Below are 19,803 nucleotides of genomic sequence, written 5' to 3'. Positions count from 1 at the left end.
TAAGCCTCCTTTATATATCTAATGTTTTTATTAAAAAATTTTTACCAATTTCTATATTTTGATCATCTGGCAAAAAATTTGGCGAATGAAGTCCATAATGATTTTCTATTTTAGTTCCCAACCAAAACATTATTGATGGATATTCTTGACTGATAAATCCAAAATCTTCTCCAGTAAATTTGTAATCACATTTTCTAATTTCAGGTATTTTTTTGATAATTTTTTGATATAATATTTCATCATTTTTTACTTCTTTATAAAATGAGCCTTTTTCAATTTTATAATCTATTTTCATTTCGTTTTTTATTTCTTCTAATATTTTTTCTATTTCTTTATATATTATTTCAGCATTTTTAGATTTTTTTGTTCTTATTGTTCCTTCTATTTTAGCTTTTTCTGGTATTACATTTCTTATATTACCAGATTTTAATTTTCCCATTGCAAATATATATTTTTCAGGATTTTCTATTGTTTTACTTTTTTGTATTAAATCTATCATTGCTTCCATTGCATTTATACCATCTTCAGGAAATGCACAATGAGCAGATTTACCAATAATTTCTATGTTTACTTCCATTGCAGATGAGAATAGTATATCATCATTGGTATATAATGTCCCTTTTTCATATTCATCTGTTACATGAAGAGCATGTGCTCTTTCTATTGAAAAATTTTTTAATATTCCCGTTTGAAGTATTTTTAAAGCTCCGCCACCAGTTTCTTCTCCGGGTTGAAATAATAATAATATGTTTTTTTGTATTTCATTTTTTAATAAGTATTCTAATAGTCCATAGAGTATAGATGTGTGTACATCATGTCCACATGCATGCATTTTTCCATTTTTTGATTTGTATTCATATTCTGTAGTTTCTTTTATTTCTAATGCATCTATATCAGCCCTATATAGTACGTAATTTCCTTCTCCATAACTATATTCTACTATTAATCCTGTTTCCAAAGGTGTATATATTTTTAATTCTTTTTTATAGTATTTCGAAAGAGCTTTTATTTGGTTTTTTAAATATTTTGTAGTTTCTTTTTCTTCGAATGAGATTTCAGGATTCATATGAAGATGATGCCTTATTTCTTCAGCACTTTTTATCATATTACACTCTCCAATTTTTTTATTATTTCATCTATCTCATCTTTTGTAGTATTTAAAGGAGGTAATAATCTTATAGTTTTATTTTTTATTATATTTAATAATATTCCATTTTCATAAGCTTTTTGTTTTAATTCAGGGTCTTCTTTTATTATTTCTACTCCTATCATAAATCCTTTTCCCCTTATTTGTTTTACTTTTGAGAGCTTTGATAATTTATTCATAAAATAAGGAGATAGTTCATTTACATTTTGCATCAATTCGTTTATATTTTCCATGAGATAGTTTGCAGCACTTATAGCTACTGGATTTGGCGCAAATGTTGTTCCATGATCTCCTTTTTGTAATATATCTGCATATTTTTCTGTGAATATTGTTGCACCAAGTGGTAATCCTCCGCCAAGTGCTTTTGCTGATGTTATTATATCAGGTTTTATATTAAAATTTTCATATGAATAAAATTTTCCTGTTCTTCCAAGTCCACTTTGTATTTCATCAGCTATTAATACAAAATTATATTTTTCTTTTAAGTCATTTATAGTATTAGCAAATTCTTGATTTATTGGATTTACTCCACCTGATCCTTGTATAGTTTCTATATATAAAGCTATTATTTGTTCTGCATTTTTATCAAAATATTGTTTTAATTTTTTTGAATCATTAAAAGGTAATTCTACAGTATTTTCATATAATGGATAAAATGGTTTTTTTAGATTTTCAAATCCATTTATTGATAAAGCTCCTAGTGTTCTTCCATGAAATGAATTTGTAAAGTAAATTATTTTATTTTTTTGTTTCGTTGATATTTTTTTTATTGCTTTTAAAGAAGCTTCTATTGCTTCTGCTCCAGAATTTGAGAAATATATTTTTGATTTTTTATCTACTCTTTTTGATATTTTTTCACTTACTTGAAGTATTTCTTTATCTAAAATTAAATTTGATATATGTATAAACTTCTTCATTTTATTTTCCATTGTTTCTATTAATGGTTTATAGCTATGGCCAAATGCATTTACTCCTATTCCAGAAAAAGTATCTATGTATTTATTCCCTTTTATATCATATATATACATTCTATCTGTATTTTGAATTTCTATATCAAATGAATCATACATTTTTAAATAATTCATAAGCTAAACTCCTCTGCTATATTCTTTATCGCTTTTGATAAATTTGTTTCATCTATTAAAGCAGATATTTTTATTTCTGATGTTGTTACAAGAGTTATAGGTATTTTATCTAATGATTTAAAAAATCTCATTGCAACTCCTTTGCTACTTCTCATTCCAACTCCAACTACAGATATTTTTGTTAAATTATATCTATAACTTAATTTCACATCTTTAAATTCTTTTAAATGTGTTTTTAAAAATTCGTCCATATCTGCTTTATCATTTTCAACTATACTAAATGAAACATTTATTTTATCATTTGCATTTATTATGGATATCATATCTACATTGAAACTTTTTTCTGTTGTTATTTTAAATATTTCATTTATTAAACTATAATTTATTGGTAAGTTTATTATATTAACTTGTGTTTGACCTCTGTCAACACTTAATCCTGTAACTACTGAGTCTTCTATGCCTGGCATTATATAACTGCCCTCCTCTTCACTAAATGTTGCTCCACAATATATTATTGTTTTATATTTTTTGGCTATTTCAACAGATCTATAATGTAATACTTTTGAGCCAAGTCTTGACATTTCTAACATTTCATCATAATTAACTTTTTTAATTTTTTTTGCATTCGGATATAATTTAGGATCTATTGTATATATACCAGGATAATCACTATATATTTCACATTTTGCATTTAAAGAGGAAGCTAATGCTACTGCTGATGTATCTGAGCCACCTCTTCCGAGTGTTGTTAGATCACCATTTTGATTAATTCCTTGAAATCCTGTTATAACAAGTACTTGATAATTTTCTAAATGATTTAATATATTTTTTGTATCAAATTTTTCTATTTTTGCGTGATTGTATTCATTATTTGTATATATCCCAGCTTGATATGCATTTAAAGATTTTGCTTTTATTTTTATTTCGTTTAATGCTATTGATAATAATGAGGCAGATATTTGTTCTCCTGTAGTTAAAAGCATATCTAATTCTCTAAGATTTGGTTTTTTGGATATTTCTCTTGATAATTTGAGGAGATTGTCTGTAGTTTTTCCCATAGCCGATACTACTATTATTAATTTATTGTTTTCTTTTATCTTTTCTTTTATTTTTTTTGCTATTTGTTTTATTTTTTCACTGTCAGCAACAGATGATCCACCATATTTTTGTACTATTATATTCATTGTTTCATCTCCTATAAATTTCTGAGTTCTTCCATTATTTGAGTTTTATTTTTTGTTTCTATGTCTATTTTTTTTATTTTTTTTGCTGGCACTCCTGCTACTACAGTATTTTCTTCAACATTTTTAGTAACTATAGATCCTGCAGCTATTACAGAATTTTTTCCTATTTTTACACCTTCTAATATTACTGCATTCGCTCCAACTAATACATTATCTTCTATTATCACTGGTTGAGCACTTGGAGGTTCTATAACTCCAGCTATTACAGCTCCGGCTCCTATATGACAATTTTTTCCTATTTGTGCTCTTCCTCCAATTACTACATTCATATCTATCATTGTTTTTTCTTCTATTTTTGCCCCTATATTTATTACAGCACCCATCATTATCACACAATTATTACCTATTTCAACCATTTCTCTTATATTAACTCCAGGTTCTATTCTTGCATTATATTTTGAATAATCTGCAAGTGGTATAGCTGAATTTTTTCTATCATATTCTATTTTAAATTTTTTTATTTTTTCTTTATTTTCTTGATATATTTTTTGAAAATTCTTTTCTTCAATAAATAATATTCCATTTTTTTCATCACCATAATAATTCTCTTCTTTTTCTAAAAAATTTAAGTCGCCTTTTAGATAAACTTTTAAAGGTGTTTTTTTCTCTGAATTTGATATATATTCTATTATTTGAAATGAGTCCATTTTTAACCCTCCATAACATCTTTGAATGTGTAATATCCATTTTTTTTATCTTTTATATAATTTACAGATTTTAATACTCCTCTTGCGAATACATCTCTTGTAAGTGCTTGATGTTTTATAGTTATTATTTCTTCAAGAGAAGAAAAATTTATTTCATGTTCTCCAAATACATTTCCTAATCTTTTAGAAGTTATATTTATTTCTTGGTCTAAAGAATTTTTTATCATTATTGCCGTTCCTGAAGGTTTATCTACTTTAAATCTATGATGTATTTCTGATATTTCTTTATCCCAATTTAGTGTTTGTTTGTTTATCATTTGAGCTGCTTTTATTAATAATTGTATTCCTATAGAGTAATTATAACTTTGTATTATAGCTGTATTTTGAGATATTTGTTTTAATTTTTCTATGTCTTTTTGTTCTAATGCTGTAGTTCCTATTATTAATTTTGATTTATATTTTTGTGTTTTTTCTATTACCTTATCTATAAGGCTTTTATTTGAAAAATCTATTATTAATTGAGGTATATCTATTTCTTCTTCTATGTTTTTATCTAATTTATATACAAGTTGGTGATTTTCTTCATCCATCAACTTTTTTATCGAATTTCCCATTTTTCCTTTATACCCTATTAATCCATATTTCATATTATTTCAACTCTTTTCATTTCTTTTTTTATTTTTTCTTCTAATTCTTTAGTAACAGATATTAATGGTAATCTTAATGTATTTTCTGTTTTATATTTTAAACTCATAGCATATTTTATCGGTATTGGATTTACTTCTTCAAACATCATATTCATTAAATTTAAATATTTATTATTTATTTCTAATGCTTCTTCATATTTTTTTTGTAAAATATTTTCTGTCATTTTTGATATTTGTTTTGGTATTAAATTTGATATAACTGATATAACTCCATCACCACCATTAGCCATTATAGGTATTATTTGATCATCATTTCCAGAGTAAAGGTATTTATTTTTAGGCTTTTCATTTAATATTTTATTTATTTGAGATATATTTCCACTTGCTTCTTTTATTCCTATTATATTTTCTATATTTTTCAAAAGTTTTATTGTAGTTTTAGGTTCTATGTTTAATCCTGTTCTTGATGGTACATTGTATAGTACTATAGGTAATTTTGTATTTTGAGATATATATTTATAGTTTTCATATAATCCATTTTGTGTAGTTTTATTGTAATATGGGGTAACAATTAATAATCCATCAGCATTTAATTCTTCAGCTATTTTATTATTTTTTAAAATTTTTTTTGTATCGTTTGATCCTGTTCCTACTATTATTGGTATTTTTTTATTGGTTATTTCGATAGCTTTTTTTATTATTTCATATTTTTCTTTTTCGTTTATGGTTGGCGATTCACCAGTAGTACCAAGTATTACAAGTGCATTTATATTGTTTTCTATTTGATCATTTATTAATTTTTCAAAGTTTTTTATATCTAATTCTTTTTCTTTATTAAAAGGTGTTATTAACGCGGTTGCTGTGCCTTTAAACATTTTTATACCTCCATTATAGTTTGTATATAGTCTTCAAATGTTTCTTTTCTTCTTATTTTTTTTATATTATCTTTTTCTATTAGATATTCTGCTGATTTTAATTTAGCATTATAATTAAATCCCATTGAAAAACCATGTGCTCCAACATCTTTTATTATTAATAGATCTTCTTTTTGAACTTTTGGTAATAATCTGTCTATTGCAAATTTATCATTGTTTTCACATAATGATCCAACTATGTCATATTTTTGTATATTCTCTTTTCTTTGTTCTAAATCTTTGTTTATTATTTCTATTTCATGATATGCTCCATACATTCCAGGTCTCATAAGATTTTGCATTCCGGCATCTACCCCAATATATGTTTTATATGTTTTTTTTATATTTATTACTTTAGTTATTAAATATCCGGCATTATTTGTTATATATCTTCCACTTTCCATATATATTTTTGGAGTATTTTCAAATTTTTTAAAACTTTTTGAATATATTTCTTGCGTTTTTTTACCAAGCTTTTGAATATCTATTTGTTTTTCTCTATTTTCATAGTTATATCCAATTCCACCGCCTAAATTTATAAAATCTAATTCTATTTTTAAATCTTCTTTTATTTGACTTACAAAACCGAATATATATTTGTATACTTTTAACAAAGTTTCTATTTCTAATTCATTTGATACCATCATTGTATGTAATCCAATTTTTTTTATTCCAATTTGTTTTATTTGTTTTAAACCTTCTTTTATCTGTTCTGGAGTATTGCCAAATTTTGACTGTTCAGGATTTCCTATTATTCCATTTCCAACTTTTAGAAGTGGGGTTATTCTCATGCTTATTGTTTCTGGTTTTTGCTTTATTTTTTTTATCATGGTTATATGTTTATAATCATCTATGTTTATTATGCATTCATTTTTTATTGCATATTTATATTCTTCTTCTGTTGTATTATTAGAAGTAAAAAATATATCTTGACCTTTATAATCAACCATTTTTGCAAGTTTTATTTCATTTATTCCACTACAATCAACACCACATTGGTTATTTTTCATTATTTTTAATATATGAGGATTAGGTGTAGCTTTTACTGCAAAATATTCTTTGAAATCTGCCCAATTAAATGCTTCTTGAAGATTTTTTATATTTTCTTCTATTTGTTCTTGAGAGTATATATAATATGGAGTTTTTTCAACTTTATTTATTTGTTTTATAGCATTATATATTTTCTTCATGATCAACACCATTTATTTTCATATGCTCTAACATTATTCTTATAGCATTTGTTGCAGCTCCAACTCTTAAATTATCTGCAACTATCCATAATGCATATTCTTTTTCTTTTATTTGCCTAATTCTACTTACATATGTTATATTACTATTTTCAACATCTTTAGGGGTCAATAAATCATTTTCATATATTTTTACATGCTCCGATTTTAATATATATTCTTTTATTTCTTCTTTATTTGTATCTTTTTTTGTTTTTATATAAACACTTTCTGAATGGCCGTAAATAACCGGTACCCTTATTGCAGTAGGAATAATATGAATTTTTGAATTAAATATCTTATTTGTTTCTTTTATAAGTTTTTCTTCTTCTGTTGTAAAATCATTTTCTAATGTTTCTCCTATTATTGGTATTAAGTTTTTGTCTATTTGTTTTGAAAATATTTTTTTATCATTTTTTATATTTTCTGACTGTTCAATAAGTTCTTTTATTGCAAGATTACCAGCACCTGAAACGGCTTGATATGTTGATACTACTATCGTTTTTATTCCTATGTTTTTTTGTATTTGATTCAAAGCTAATACCATTTGTATAGTAGAACAGTTTGGATTTGATATTATTCCTTTATATTTTTTTAATAAATGCTTGTTTATTTCAGGAACTATAAGTGGAATTTTCTTTTGCATTCTAAAAGCCGATGAATTATCTATCACTACACTTCCATGTTTTGCAGCAATAGGAGCATATTTTTTTGATACGGATGCTCCTGCAGAAAATAATACATAATCATATTCTTCATTAAAACTTTCTTGATTTAATTCTTTTACAATTATTTCTTTTTCTTTAAATTTTATTTTTTTCCCTTTTGATCTTAAACTTGAATAAAGATCTATTTTTTCAATTTTTATTTTTAATTCTTCTAATATTTTTACCATATTTTTCCCAACCGCTCCTGTTGCACCAACTACCGCTATTTTCATTTTTACACCTCCAAAAAAAAACTCTCTACGATTAACGTAGAGAGTTTATTATATAAAAAATATTTTTATATGATTTTTACGGCTCTCCACGAAATTGATTCGTGACAGTTGTATGATTGTTTATCATACACCCAAAAAATAGTTTGAGAATTCTATTTTCTTCGGCAATCTCGCCTTTCAAATCATTTCAAAGCTTTTCTCAATGCTCCATGATTTTACTTTTCTCGATTGCGCCTCCGTTTTTTATTTACTTGTATGTATATATAAATAACATAGTATTTTGACTTTTTCATTACTTAAATTTTAACATATGATTTTTTGAAATATTTTTCATTATTATTCAATATAATTTTCAGGTATTGTAAATATCTGATTTGGATATATTAAATCTGGATTTTTTATGTTATTTTCTTCGGCTATTTTCATATATTCTATTCCATACATTCTTGAAATTTTTAATAACCAATCACCTTTTATAACTTTATATTTTAAGATTATATTTTTTGCAAGATCTTTTATATTTTCCCATTTTACGGATGTATAAGGATCTACTTCTATTTTTTTATCTTCTATTAATTTCATCATTTTATGCCATTTTACTAAATTCCAATTATTTCCTATTATATTCCAATTATCATCTTTTGTTGGAAATATTATTCCATTTTTTTCTTCTTTTATATATCTTATTATCATTTCTCTTATATTTTCATCTTCTAATAAAGTTGTATAGTCTGATTTTGCTATTACTTTTGGTAATTCTTCTTGAAATATTATCCCTGGAGTCAATAATTGTGTATTAGCTCTATAATTATTGACAGCTATATTTATTTTATCTTTTTCTTTTATTTCTTCATCATTCATATATTTTAAATTTTTTATTCTATTTCCATTTGGTTGAGATATGTCTATTTGATATTTTATTCCTGTAAACATGTCATACAAATATCCGGGTCTTTGAGTAAAAGATATTGTTAAATCATCATTCTGATATTGATTATAAAACTCTACACTCCATTCCATATACTCTTTCAATTGTTTACCTGTCATTTGTAATACATATAAAGTATTATCAAATTTGTATATTTTTGATATATCAGCCTTTGTAATAGATCCTTTTTTTATATTTGCATCTTCTCTAAATGCAGCAGCAGCAGATATAAAAACATTTTGTTCTGTTAATTTGTTTGCATAGTATATTTGAACTTTATTTATTAAATCTATCATTGCTGATGGTTCAAGCCATACTTGAGGTATATTTTCTATTTGATTTGGTTCTACAAGATCTCCTCCCATTAAAGTTCCTATTACTGTATCAGCATCTTTTAAGGCTTTTTCATGGTATGGTTTTAATATTTCTACAATTTCCGGATCCGGTTCTATTGTTTTTTCTTTTGTCTGTATGTCTATTAAACTTATTTTTATATCTTCTTCTCTATTTTTTATTTCATACTTTCCATTTTCTTTTGTGAAAGTAACTTCTATTTTTGCTAAGGTTTCTCCCCATTTTCCAGGCTCTATTATAGGAATCATTTTTTCTTTAATTTGATTTTGTGGTTTTTCATATATTTGACCATTTGAATAATAATATGATTGAATTTTCTTATGGTCATGTCCAAATATAAGTGCATCTATCTCTTGATTTTTATTCAGGATATTTTTTATTCCTGTAATATCTTTTTCATCTGTTTTCATTCCTATATGATTTACAGATAATATAAAATCTACATTTTCTTTAATTTCATTTATTATTTTTTTTGTCTCTATTGCTGGATCTGTAACTGTATAACCATTTAAATTTTCTCTATCCCATTTCATTATATCCGGATGGGTTGTTCCTATTATTCCTATTTTTATTCCATCTTCTATTTCTAATATTGTATATGGTTTTACAAGTCTATTACCACTTTCATCATATATATTCGATGAAATTACTTCATTTTTGAACTCTTTAATTATTTTTTTTAATGGTTCTATGCCAAAGTTAAATTCATGATTTCCAAGTATCCAAGCATCATAATTTATGTAATTCATAGCTTCTATTATAGGATTTTTTGTTTCATTTATAAATATATCAGCATAATTATCTTGTATTGTATCTCCAGCATCTACAACTATTGTATTTGGATTTTTTGTTCTTATTTCTTTAACTATTGTAGAAATTTGAGCTAATGATCCTTTTTTATTTTCACTTCTTATAGCATATTCATAAGGCATAAACCTTCCATGTATATCACTCGTAGCTATTATTATCATATTTATTTTTTTGCCGTTATCTGAATATTCTATTTTTTGTTGTATATTTGTAGATTCATCAGTTATTTCATCAATTTTTAATTTATCATCTGTGGATTCATCACTTATTTCATTATTTATTTTTTGATCATCTTCATAGAGTTTTTGGAGATTTGTATCTTCATTTTGACTTTTTATCTGTTCTTCCTTGTTTGAATTCATATTTAATACAGAGAATAATATTATCAATATAATAACTATTATTATAGATAATATTAGCCATATTTTATTATTTTTCTTTGCCATAAAAATCTCCCCCTTATTTTCATTAGAATAATATTATAATTTAGTATATTTTTAATTGATATACATTAATTATACATTAACCTTATGAGTGTATCAACTATACAATTTTAAAATTTTTTATTTTATTCCATATTTTTTATTAATCTCTATGTTATAATTCTATTATATATCATATTTTCGTTAAGGGAGTATTTTTTATGAAAGACTTTTTTAGAGAACTATGGAAACCTATTTTGTTAATATCAATAGTTCTGTTTTTTATGATCATTGGAAGCACTATGGATGTAGAGAAATATTTGAATATTTTACTTAATTTCATTAATTCTTTCTCCAATAATAATTTTATTATTTATTCAATAATATTCATTATTGCTGTTATAATGGCTGTTCCTGGTTCTATATTGTTTGTTTTAACTTCTATTAATTTTGGAAGTTTTTATGGTTTTTTTATTAATTCTTTTTCCTCTACATTGGGAGCTTGTTTTGCCTTTTTAATTTCAAGGTATTTTGCTCAAGATTCTATTAAAAATTTTTTGTCTAAAAAACCTAATTATAATAAAATATACGAATTAACTGCCTCAAAAGGAACTACTTTTATAGCAATTACACGGTTAATTCCTATTTTTCCATTTAATTTGATGAATTATATTTTTGGATTGACTAAAGTTGATTTTTATAAATATGCTTTTTGGACTTGGATTACTATGATGCCAAATATTTTATTGTATACATTAGCTGCTGATATAATAAAAGGATTTTTAACTGGGAAAACTTTATCTATAATAGGATTTATAGTTATAATTGGAAGTATTTTTTTACTTCATTTTGTGACTCAAAAAATTAAAGATAATATTTGAATTTAAAATAAAAAAAGTTGGAATTAATTCCAACTTTTTTTATACTCCTTCTTTTAAAAATTTAAATTGTGTCATATATAATTCATAATATTTTCCTTGTTTTTCCATTAATTGCATATGTGTTCCCATTTCTTCTATTTCTCCATTATCTATATAAAATATTTTATCACAATCTCTTATAGTTGATAATCTATGAGCTATTATGAAAGATGTTCTATTTTTTAATAGTTCTTTTATTCCTTGCTGGACTTTTTGTTCTGTTTCTGTATCTATGTTTGAAGTTGCTTCATCAAGTATTAATATTTTTGGATTTGCTATCATAGCTCTTGTTAAAGAAATTAATTGTCTTTGACCTACTGATAATCTTGTTCCTCTTTCATTTACATTTGTATCATATTTTTTTTCTAAATTTTGTATGAAAGTATGAGAACCAATAGCTATTGATGATTTTACTATTTCTTTTTCATTTATATTTGGGTTTGAATAAATTATATTTTCTTTTATTGTAGTTGAAAATAAAAATGTATCTTGTAACATTATTCCCATTTGTTCTCTATAACTTTCTATTGAATAATCTTTTATATCTTTACCATCTACAAGTATTTGACCTTCACTTGGATCATAAAATCTACTCAGCAAATTTATTATAGTAGTTTTTCCAGCTCCAGTTGGACCTACGAGTGCTATTGATTCTCCTTCTTTTACTTTAAAATTTATAGATTTTAAAACCTTTTTTTCTCTATCATAGGAAAAATTCACGTCTTTAAATTCAATTTCTCCTTTTATTTCAGGCATTTTATTTTCTTTTGTATCTTTAACTGATGGTTTTATATTAAATATTTCAAAAACTCTATCAGCTGCTGAAAAACTTGTTATTAAATTATTGTAAAAATTAGCTATATTGAATATAGGTCTCCAAAATATCGACATATACCATGTAAATGCAAATAATTCTCCTATTGTTAATTGATTATTTTTTATTAGATTAAAACTATATGTATATATTATCACCAATCCAACTCCTTGAGAAATAAAGATTGCAGGATCTAAAAAATCTTGTAATCTTACTGCATTTATAAATGAATTTACCATTTCATCCACATAATTAAAAAATGTATTTTCTGCTTTTTTCTCTGCATTAAAAGCCTGTATCACCTTTATTCCCGAAAATTCTTCATGTGTGTATGAATTTAAATTAGACCTTTTTTTTCTGAAGTTCTCCCATCTTTTTCTAACAAGTATTTGAATTACTGCCAAAGTCATTATTAGCAATGGAATTACTAATAAAGTTACTATTGCTAATTTATAATTCATTATTAACATTATTATAGTCACTGTTATTATGGTCAATATTTCTGGAAAAAAATTAACTATTATTGAATGAAAAAAATTTTGTAATGAATTTATATCGCCTATTACTCTCGCTAATATTTTTCCAACAGGTCTTTCATCAAAAAAATCAAAAGATAATTTTTGTATGTGTTTATATAAATCATGTCTTATATTCACTACTATCTTATTTGTTATATCTCCCATTGTTACTATTCTATATCTAGATAATATTGAAGATATTATATTCAATATTATACCAATTATCCCAATTATTAAAAGACCTTTTACATCAGAATTTTTTATGTAATTATCTATAGATATCTTTAATATGTATGGATTTAATAGATTTACAAACATTATTATTATCATAACAAATGTTATCAATATAATTGTTTTTTTAAATGGTTTTAAATATGAAAATAATCTCTTAAATAATTCTTTTCGAGACATTCTTATCGTTTTTTCATCTAATTTACTTGCATTATAGGCCATTATATCACCTCATCAATTTCTTCTTCTATAAAGTCTTTAAATTGTTGTAAATATATATTATAATATTTTCCTTTTTTGTTTATCAATTGCATATGTGTTCCAATTTCTTTTATTTCACCATCTTCAAGATATACTATTTGATCTGCATTTTTTACAGCTGATATTCTATGTGCTATTATTATTTTTATTTGCTCTTTATTTAATTTATTTATATTTTTTAATACTTCATATTCAGTTTCCATATCTAATGCAGATGTTGCATCATCAAGCACTATAATTTTTGAATTCTTATTTAAAGCTCTTGCTATTGTAAGCCTTTGTTTTTGACCACCTGATAATCCCTGCCCTCTTTCACCTATTATTGTTTTTTCTTGATATTTTAATTTTTCTACAAATTCTTTTGAACCAGAATTTTCTAATATTTCGTTTAATTTTATATCATTTTCATTTCCTGCAAGTTTTATATTCTCTTCTACTGATTCTGAAAAAAGAAAATTTTCTTGAAATACATAACTTATATTTTCTCTTAATTTTTTTAATGAGTAATTTCTTATATCTTCATTGTCTATATATATATTTCCTTTATCTATTTCGTAGAATCTTGCAATTAAGTTTACTAAAGAAGTTTTTCCAGATCCAGTAGGTCCTATTATAGCTAATGTTTGTCCTTTTTGTATTTTCAAATTTATATTTTTTAATATATATTTATCATTATATTTAAACCATACATTGTTAAATACTATTTTTGAATCTTTTATTTCTAAATCTTTTTTATTATCTACTATTTTAGGTTCATAATCTTTTATCTTTTGGATTTTTCTTGCTGATGAATTAGCTTGTGAAATAACATTCATAAACATTCCTACAGTTCTCATAGGCCATATTAAAAGCCATATATATTCTGTAAAAGCTAAGAGTGTACCTATAGTTATTTCTTCTTTAATTGTAAGCATTCCACCAAAAATCATCACAATTATCATAGTCATATTTCCAACTAATTCTATTGCTGGATAGTATTTTCCAAATATTCTTGTTTTTTTCATATTTAAATCATAATTTTGTTTATTAAGATTTAAAAATTTTAATACTTCTTTTTTTTCATTCGCATAAGCCTTTACAAGTCTTACTCCTGAAATATTTTCTTGTGCTGTTGTATTTATTTTTGCTGCTTGATCTGATATTTCATCATAGGATTTTGATATTTTATTTTCCATTTTTAAAGCTAAATAAAATATTATTGGCATTGTAATTACACTTAATATAGCTAATTTATAATTTAAATAAAATAATATAGTTGTTGCTGATATAAATGTAATTATTGCTTCACTTAAAAATCCTATTCCAAATCCTAAAGCATTCCATATATTTTCTGCATCTTCTCCTATTCTTGACATTAATTCTCCAGTATTTTTATTATCAAAAAATGAAAAATCATATTTTTGCATTTCCGAAAATAAATCTTTTTTTATATCTCCCATAACTTTAGTTCCTATATAATCAAATAAAAATTCTCTCGTATATGCAAAAATTGATTTTAATATCATTATTCCAATAAGTATTAATATTAATTTTAAAAATATATCATATTGTTGTTCAACAAATACTTTATCTACAAGAGTTTTTGTTATATAAGGGTTTAAGAGATCTAATCCCGTAAACCCTAACATTGCTAATATGGATATAAACGTAAATAATTTATATTTTTTTAAATATTTTAATATTTTAAACATTTTATTAAGCCACCTTTTTTTGAACTTTTATTTCTTCATATTTTAGTATTTGAAATATATTTATTTCAGTTTTTTTTATATCTTTTTTTATTTCTATATATTTTAATTTTTTCATATCTCTATCTCCTTAGAATTTTCTTATATTATCATAATGAATGTATTTATATATGTTTTCTATTTCTTTTTTTTGTTTTTTATTCAATATTTTTTCTAAGTATTTATTCATATTTTCACCTCAAATTTTTCGTGTAATTTCATATACTATGTTTTTATATTGATTCATTTTATCTATTAATTCGTTTTTTTGTTCTTTATTTAAATATTTTAATCTTTTCATATCTTTTCCTCCCGTTAACTTTAATTTAATTAAATTTAATCAATAATTATTTCAAAAAAAATATTTTTTATATAACTTTATTTTTTTAAAAACTAATTAATTAATTTTTAATCACTTTTTTCGTCATTTGTATCATCCCCTTAATTATTTTTAATAAAAAAAACCGTGACCATTTCGTCACGGTTTTTATACAAAAAAAGGCCGTGACTATGGATAGTCACGGCCTTTGATATTAGTTTAAAAAATTAAAACCTTCGAGGCAGAGCTATCCCATGATTTTTGAGGATTGAGCAAATTAGCAATAAATTGGGACACTATTCCCGCAAATGCTAAAATATAATATCTTAATTTCAATAATCTTATCATCGCACTACCTCCTTTTATTTTTTTATTTACATAATTAAATATACAGTATATTAATTTCATTTACATCAATCTAAAGTTAACATAAAATAAACGGATTATTTTTATCCATTATAATTTTCTTCTAAATGTTTTATATCACCATGAATTTTTAATTTAAATTTTTCATTATTATATTCAAATAAACTCAGTGATGTATTTTCAGTATATGTTGTTTTCCAAATATTTTTGATATTTTCATTTAATAATATTAAAAATATCATTTTCAACGTTACTCCATGTGTTACTATTAATATATCTGAACTTTCATTGTTTTCATTTATTATTTGATATAATGTATTTTCTACTCTTTTTTTTAATTCTTGAAAAGTTTCTCCTTTATCAGGTTTATAATTCTCTGGTTCATACCAAAAATTATATAACTGTTTTGGTAATTTATTGCTTTCTTTTATTTTTTCATAGTTTTTTCCTTCAAATTCTCCAAGATATATTTCTTTTAGTCCTTCTTTTTCTATTATAGGCATTTTTCTATTATTTTTTATTATTTCTGATGTTTCATACGCTCGTTTTAATGGACTGGTATATATTTTGTCTATTTTTATTTTTTTTAATCTTTTTGATAATAATTCTGCTTGTCTTTTTCCAATTTCTGTTAAGTTTGAATTTTTCCATCCTTGAAATTTTTTTTGAATATTCCATTCAGTTTGTCCATGTCTTGTAAGATATATATTCATTTTTTCCTCCTAAGTTAACATAATTTTATTTAGTTTTTATTATTTAGTTTTATTTTGGTATTATAATTATATAATGATAGGATTTTTTTATAATTTATCTTTTTGAAGAGGTGGTTAATAATGAGTTTAAATTTTGATGTTATTAAGGTTGATATTCCTGAAAATGCTAACATTATTGTAGGACAATCACATTTTATCAAAACAGTAGAAGATATCTATGAAACTCTTGTTACAACTAATCCAGCTATTAAATTTGGTTTGGCTTTTAATGAAGCTTCTGGGCCATGTTTGATACGTTACGATGGAAATGATGATGATTTAATAAAAAATGCTGTAAAGAATGCAAAAAAAATTGCTGCTGGTCATATTTTTGTTTTAGTTATTAAAAATGGCTTTCCTATAAGTGTTATGAATTCTATTCAAAATGTTCAAGAAGTAGTTAATATTTTTGCAGCTACTGCTAATCCATTAGAATTAGTTATAGCTGAAACTGATCAAGGAAGAGGTATAATGGGTGTTATTGATGGATTTACTCCTAAAGGTATTGAAGAAGAAGAAGATATTCAAAAAAGATATGATTTTTTAAGAAAAGTCACTAATTATAAGAGGTGATTCTATGAATATTTTTGAATGTGAAAAATTTTTAAATTCTATACTTGAACCTTGGAACTTCAACGACTTTTGTCATAATGGCATTCAAATAGAAGGAAAAGAAGAGGTTAAAAAAATTGCTTGTGGAGTATCATTTAATGAAGACTTTATAGATAAAGCTATAGACTATAATGCAGATATGCTTTTAGTTCATCACGGTATTTTTGGAAAAAATTTTTTTAATTTATCTGGATTTATGAAGAAAAGGGTTGAAAAAGTAATAAAAAATGATTTAACTCTTATAGGTTATCATTTACCTTTAGATGCTCATTCTGGATATGGTAATAATATTTCAATTTTAAATTCTTTGAAATTGAAAAATGCTAAAAGATTTGAAGTTGGTTTTTTAGGTGAATATGATTCTAAAATGGATTTTGAAGAATTTTTGAATAAAGTCGAAATTTTATTTGAAGGACAAAAATTGCTTGTTTATAAAAATAATCCTCATGTAAAAAACGTAGCAATTGTATCAGGTGAAGGTAGCGATTTTTTAAATAAACTTGATGATGATATTGATACTTTTATAACTGGTGATGTTAAAGAATATACAAGAAATATTGCTAAAGAAAGATGTATAAACTTTATAAATGCTGGGCACTATGCTACTGAAACTTTTGGAGTTAAAAATCTTTCAAAACTTTTATCTGATAAGTTTGATGTGGAATTTAAATTTTTAGATATTTATAATGAAATTTGATCATATTCTATAAAAATTATATAAACACATGATTACTCTATATTTTTTTGTATTAGTAATCATGTGTTTTAATTTTATTTTAAAAATTCTATTATTTTTTGAGCAACTATTTCTTTTTCTGTGTCATTTACTACTATATGATTACTTTTTTCAAGTATTAAATATTCACTTTTTATATTTTTATCTATTATTTCTTTTACTTCGAAAGGTACTGCTTCATCTTTTTTAGAGATTATTGTTAATGTTTTTGATTTTATATTTTTTAAATTTTTTATTCCCATTTTTTGCACTTTTTTTAGATCTGATACTTTGGATATTATATTAAAATTCCAATATTCTTCGGCAAGTTTTTTCAGATCTTTGTCTTCAAATGTTGGAGGATTTTTTCTTTCTTTTTCTTTTATAAAATATTTCAATATAGGTGTCCATTTTAATCTTTTATCTTTTGCAATAAATGCTGGTGCACATAAAAATATTTTTTTAGGTTGAAATTTAGAAGCTAGTATTGCAGTTATAACTCCTCCCATTGATAATCCGCCTATATATACATTGTCATATTGTGACTTTAAATTCAAATATGATTCATAAGAGTATCTTATCCAATCTTTCCAATTTGAATTAATAAAATCTTCCTTATTTGTTCCATGCCCAGGAAGTCTTGGAATAAAAACATTATATCCTTCTTCATTTAATCTTTCACCAAGATAATACATATCATTTGGAATTCCATTGTATCCATGAATTAAAAGTACAACTTCGTTATATTTTTCCCCTTTTAAAAATTTCTGCTTTGCTTTTGGATTGACATTAGTTTGAATTTTCTTATAATTCATTTTTTTACCTCCATTTATTTTTTAACTTTTAATTTATGATATAATAATTATTGAAAGGTTTCAAGGGGGGATTTTCATTGAAAATAGGTAAATTTGCAAAACAATTTGATTTAACTATAGATACAGTTCGGTACTATATAGAAATAGGTTTATTGACGCCTGAGAAAATTCATAATCAATATACTTTTGATGATAGATGCGAAAAAGATCTTGAAGAAATTTTAGAACTTAAGTCTATGCGTTTTACAGTTTCTCAAATTCAAAAAATTTTTTCTATTAAAAGGTTTACTAATCTTACAAATCAAGATGGATTGGATTATTATGTTAGTTTTTTTGATAATAAGAAACATGAACTTTTGAACGAAAAAGACCTTATTACTAAAGCTATAAAAGATATTAACGAAAAAATAATTTCTATAAGAAAAAATTTTAATGATAATTATACTAAAATTGGTGTACCTCTTTTTTTTATAAACTTTTTATATTGCCCTGAATGTGATTCAAAGCTTAATTTATCTAAAGGTTCTATAGAAGACAATCAAGTTTTTAAGGGAGAGATTTCTTGCAAATGTGGATATAAAGCTAATATTGATAATGGTATTATTATAACTGATTCTGCCGATTATAATAAACCTGAAATAGAAGAAGTTGAAAAACCTGGAGAAAATTATGTTAAAAAATCTAATCAATCTTTCGTTAATCTTGTATATAAAGGTATGGATTGGATATATAAGAGATTTAATAAATTTGATCTATCTAATAAATTTATTCTTGAATTAGGGACTGGTTCTGGATTTTTTTTAAAAAAAATAATAGGTAATATTCCTGAATCTTCATTTTATATCGCATGTGATGATAAATATGAAGTAATTAAATCATCTAAAAACTATATGGAGTCTATGGGAAAAACAGGTAACATAATTTTTGTTTCTTCAAAATTTTCTAAAATTCCTATAAAAAAAGGAATTATTGACATTATATTAGATGTTTACGGATCTTCAAGTAGAAATTTAAAGAATGATATTTCTCCAATACAAGGAACAAAAAATTTCTTAAAAATTAATGGTTATTGGCTCGGTAGTTATCTTTATTTTAAAGAATCTTCAAAAACATTAAAAAAACTTGACTCTAAAATCAAAGATAAATTTTTATTGGAGAATATTAAAGCTTCTTTTAATATTAATAATTTGAAAGAAATTGAGTCTTATTATCTTGGAAATTCTAAAAAAACAGGTTATACCGAACCTTTTATAATAGACGGGGATACTGTTAATCATTGGGCTTTTTATGGAATAAAGTATTGATTTATTAATTAATACATTTAATTAAACTTTTTTTAATTTTATTACTATATCATTGGGATTATGAAAGTTTTGTTTTTGGAGGAGT

General features: G+C 23.9%; 18 protein-coding genes and 1 riboswitch. Of the genes, 4 read left to right on the top strand and 14 right to left on the bottom strand.

Annotated features, from left to right (window positions below):
- Positions 1-10 precede the first annotated feature (10 nt).
- The 9 genes from C7380_RS05645 to C7380_RS05605 all read right to left on the bottom strand — a co-directional run bounded on the left by C7380_RS05645 (position 11) and on the right by C7380_RS05605 (position 10,388).
- Entirely contained in the window at positions 11-1,105 is a 1,095-nt protein-coding gene (locus C7380_RS05645; protein ID WP_240597522.1) for an amidohydrolase, read from the bottom strand.
- Entirely contained in the window at positions 1,102-2,232 is a 1,131-nt protein-coding gene (locus C7380_RS05640) for an aspartate aminotransferase family protein (protein ID WP_109604517.1), read from the bottom strand. Before C7380_RS05640 ends, C7380_RS05645 begins: the two co-directional genes overlap by 4 nt.
- Positions 2,229-3,416: an aspartate kinase gene (locus C7380_RS05635; RefSeq protein ID WP_109604516.1), complete on the bottom strand. Its 1,188-nt coding sequence runs from the start codon at positions 3,414-3,416 to the stop codon at positions 2,229-2,231. The genes C7380_RS05640 and C7380_RS05635 overlap by 4 nt, the downstream gene beginning before the upstream one ends.
- Positions 3,417-3,427: 11 nt before the next feature.
- A complete protein-coding gene (gene dapD, locus C7380_RS05630; protein WP_109604515.1) occupies positions 3,428-4,123 on the bottom strand; it encodes a 2,3,4,5-tetrahydropyridine-2,6-dicarboxylate N-acetyltransferase in 696 nt (231 codons plus the stop codon).
- A 2-nt stretch (positions 4,124-4,125) separates the two neighbouring features.
- Positions 4,126-4,770, bottom strand: coding sequence for a 4-hydroxy-tetrahydrodipicolinate reductase (locus C7380_RS05625; RefSeq protein WP_109604514.1), 645 nt, complete (start codon positions 4,768-4,770; stop codon positions 4,126-4,128).
- Positions 4,767-5,645, bottom strand: coding sequence for a 4-hydroxy-tetrahydrodipicolinate synthase (gene dapA, locus C7380_RS05620; protein WP_109604513.1), 879 nt, complete (start codon positions 5,643-5,645; stop codon positions 4,767-4,769). Before dapA ends, C7380_RS05625 begins: the two co-directional genes overlap by 4 nt.
- A 2-nt stretch (positions 5,646-5,647) precedes the next feature.
- Positions 5,648-6,874, bottom strand: coding sequence for a diaminopimelate decarboxylase (gene lysA / locus C7380_RS05615; protein ID WP_158274791.1), 1,227 nt, complete (start codon positions 6,872-6,874; stop codon positions 5,648-5,650).
- Positions 6,858-7,850 (bottom strand): aspartate-semialdehyde dehydrogenase, encoded by a 993-nt coding sequence (locus C7380_RS05610; RefSeq protein ID WP_109604511.1) that lies wholly within the window; start codon positions 7,848-7,850, stop codon positions 6,858-6,860. Before C7380_RS05610 ends, lysA begins: the two co-directional genes overlap by 17 nt.
- A gap of 71 nt (positions 7,851-7,921) precedes the next feature.
- Positions 7,922-8,097: riboswitch (Lysine riboswitch) on the bottom strand.
- A gap of 89 nt (positions 8,098-8,186) precedes the next feature.
- Positions 8,187-10,388, bottom strand: coding sequence for a 5'-nucleotidase C-terminal domain-containing protein (locus C7380_RS05605; RefSeq protein WP_109604510.1), 2,202 nt, complete (start codon positions 10,386-10,388; stop codon positions 8,187-8,189).
- Positions 10,389-10,585: 197 nt separating this feature from the next.
- On the opposite strand from C7380_RS05605, the gene C7380_RS05600 reads away from it, so the two are divergent.
- Entirely contained in the window at positions 10,586-11,245 is a 660-nt protein-coding gene (locus C7380_RS05600) for a TVP38/TMEM64 family protein (RefSeq protein ID WP_109604509.1), read from the top strand.
- Positions 11,246-11,284: 39 nt separating this feature from the next.
- Here the strand turns inward: C7380_RS05600 and C7380_RS05595 are convergent, their stop codons facing one another.
- From C7380_RS05595 to C7380_RS05585, 4 genes are all read right to left on the bottom strand, one after another.
- A complete protein-coding gene (locus C7380_RS05595; protein ID WP_109604508.1) occupies positions 11,285-13,069 on the bottom strand; it encodes an ABC transporter ATP-binding protein in 1,785 nt (594 codons plus the stop codon).
- Positions 13,069-14,799 (bottom strand): ABC transporter ATP-binding protein, encoded by a 1,731-nt coding sequence (locus C7380_RS05590; protein WP_109604507.1) that lies wholly within the window; start codon positions 14,797-14,799, stop codon positions 13,069-13,071. The genes C7380_RS05595 and C7380_RS05590 overlap by 1 nt, the downstream gene beginning before the upstream one ends.
- Before the next feature lie 574 nt (positions 14,800-15,373).
- A complete protein-coding gene (locus C7380_RS13750; RefSeq protein ID WP_264150290.1) occupies positions 15,374-15,502 on the bottom strand; it encodes a hypothetical protein in 129 nt (42 codons plus the stop codon).
- Positions 15,503-15,603: 101 nt separating this feature from the next.
- Positions 15,604-16,233 (bottom strand): histidine phosphatase family protein, encoded by a 630-nt coding sequence (locus C7380_RS05585; protein WP_109604506.1) that lies wholly within the window; start codon positions 16,231-16,233, stop codon positions 15,604-15,606.
- A gap of 120 nt (positions 16,234-16,353) precedes the next feature.
- On the opposite strand from C7380_RS05585, the gene C7380_RS05580 reads away from it, so the two are divergent.
- On the top strand, positions 16,354-16,845 hold the full coding sequence (locus C7380_RS05580) for an adenosine-specific kinase (protein WP_109604505.1): 492 nt from the start codon (positions 16,354-16,356) through the stop codon (positions 16,843-16,845).
- Between the two features lie 4 nt (positions 16,846-16,849).
- On the top strand, positions 16,850-17,581 hold the full coding sequence (locus C7380_RS05575; RefSeq protein ID WP_109604504.1) for a Nif3-like dinuclear metal center hexameric protein: 732 nt from the start codon (positions 16,850-16,852) through the stop codon (positions 17,579-17,581).
- A 74-nt stretch (positions 17,582-17,655) separates the two neighbouring features.
- Here the strand turns inward: C7380_RS05575 and C7380_RS05570 are convergent, their stop codons facing one another.
- Positions 17,656-18,414: an alpha/beta hydrolase gene (locus tag C7380_RS05570; protein ID WP_109604503.1), complete on the bottom strand. Its 759-nt coding sequence runs from the start codon at positions 18,412-18,414 to the stop codon at positions 17,656-17,658.
- Positions 18,415-18,491: 77 nt separating this feature from the next.
- Here C7380_RS05570 and C7380_RS05565 point away from each other — a divergent pair, with 77 nt between their 5' ends.
- Positions 18,492-19,718: a MerR family transcriptional regulator gene (locus C7380_RS05565; protein WP_158274790.1), complete on the top strand. Its 1,227-nt coding sequence runs from the start codon at positions 18,492-18,494 to the stop codon at positions 19,716-19,718.
- Positions 19,719-19,803 lie beyond the last annotated feature (85 nt).

Source organism: Oceanotoga teriensis, assembly GCF_003148465.1.
GTDB classification, from domain to species: domain Bacteria; phylum Thermotogota; class Thermotogae; order Petrotogales; family Petrotogaceae; genus Oceanotoga; species Oceanotoga teriensis.
The sequence above is the reverse complement of the archived record's forward strand: the minus strand, read 5'-3'. Positions and strand labels throughout refer to the sequence as shown.